This is a genomic window from Paenibacillus sp. P4_E11, from assembly GCF_056401635.1.
Genome location: NZ_JBFUIX010000399.1, coordinates 1 through 1,844, shown reverse-complemented (window position 1 = coordinate 1,844; position 1,844 = coordinate 1). Strand labels below are relative to the sequence as shown.

The 1,844-nt window shown below is 37.8% G+C and carries 1 protein-coding gene; it reads left to right on the top strand.

Translation table 11 applies throughout. The annotated features are described in order from the left end of the window. Positions 1-1,419: 1,419 nt before the first annotated feature. A partial coding sequence (locus AC1DWB_RS34465; protein WP_477545579.1) for a Wzz/FepE/Etk N-terminal domain-containing protein occupies positions 1,420-1,844 on the top strand: 425 nt, incomplete at its 3' end.

Below are 1,844 nucleotides of genomic sequence, written 5' to 3'. Positions count from 1 at the left end.
ATGTAGCGGTGGTTACTGGCAACGACGTTCCGTATACAGACACATATACACTATCAGTAACATTGCTATCAAAGTATACTTGACCGGTTACTGTGCCGTTGCTGCTATATGTAACATCCTAAAACCATCCACTTGCAAAAGCTAGAATCGGTACGAGCATCGAAATGATCATAACCATCGCTAGCATACTAGAAGTCTTTTTTAACAGGGTTTTGCTCAGTGTACAACAGTATGTGATTTTATCATTAATATGGTAAAATTACTAGGGATAATAGACGCGAGTGTTCATTTTGATATAATTGTTTTTGATGTTTATAGCAGTAAATATTAAACTATATTTGTATCGAAATTGTTACAATCTAAGAAACTCCTTTTTAATTCAACCTAGATTTTTCAGCTCAAGACAGTAATTGGGTGCTAATAAGTTTATCCCCAAGTCTTTTGGATAATTATTGTTGCTAAGTGTTTCCGCTAAGCTAAAATGCCAAGCTCACGATAATGCTGTCCGGAAATTGACCGATATAATGACCAGGATAATTCATTGAAAGAAAGTAAAAAGACGATTCTGCTCCCTCGGTTCGGGCAGACAAGCTGTAGGGCAAGGGAGATTCCGGACGACGCTCACGTAACTCAAACAAGAGCAGCCCATTCGCAGCGTGCGGCAGATCATTGCCATCTTGGAATTGGATCAGTTCGAAGAACTGGGAGCTCTGAAAGAAAGCACGCTGACAACAGCTGCGGCGCCACGGGCGCAAKGTGCACATGAACACCGGCAGGAGCGAGTTTCGAAGCGACGCACCGCAACGCCTTGTGATAGGCGATGCGCAACATACGCTCTATCTTCCTCATCCGGATTAACCGGGTAATAAAATAATGGCTTATCTGGTCATATTCATCGACGATTATTCACGTTAGCATCGCGGTCAGCTACCGATGTTGAATTTGAGATCCTTCACATCGATACCAAGTGCTTTAGCTAATTCATCCAACTTTAAAAGTGAAAGTGGGCAGCACGTATGTACGTTGTCGGTTATCGTATCGACCTTAACGTCGAGCAGAGCTRAAGCTGGGATAAGTAGGTGTCCCCTTTTACATTAATTGGTCAGACATTTTTCAAAGCATTGCTGTCAATGGTTCTGTTTGTTACATCGATCGTATCCTTATACGTAGGTGGAATATCTAAACCGACGCTGCGGCATAATGTACAGTAACTAAACCCATCTTCAATCGATAGATACAAGGTCGTAAGTACGAATTCCGTTCAATTTGATTTATATTATGACTGCAATTATTTTCAGTTATCACGAGTGGTTGTGGGGACTTGTTTTGAATTTGGTTTAACTATATACTATTGTCGTCAAGTAGAAAATGTGAGATTTTGTAGAATTTTTTGAAAATAAAGTCGAGAGGTGTAATAAAGTGCAACAAGAAATTGATATTAAAGAGATTTTTATGGTCATATGGAAAGGCAAATTTCTTATTTTATCTATATTAGTGTTAGCTTTATTAAGTATGTCCGTAGTTAATTTTGTCTTAATCAAACCAAATTATGAAGCTTCTGCATTAGTCTTAATTAATTCAGAACAAAGTGATAAATCGGTACCAGTTGGTAGAGATTACAGACAATTTATTGCAAAGGCTAAAAGTGATATAACTTTTTATAATTTGCAACAAAAATTAAAATTGGATTCTTCGAAAAGTATTTCTGATATTCGAAATAGTGTAAGTTTGGCTCAAGAGGCAAGTTCAAATTACATAAAGATTACAGTAAAAGGGACTGATCCAGTTGAAATATCTAGAATTGCAAATTATCTTGCAATCTATTTAGCCTCTGAAGTCGATAC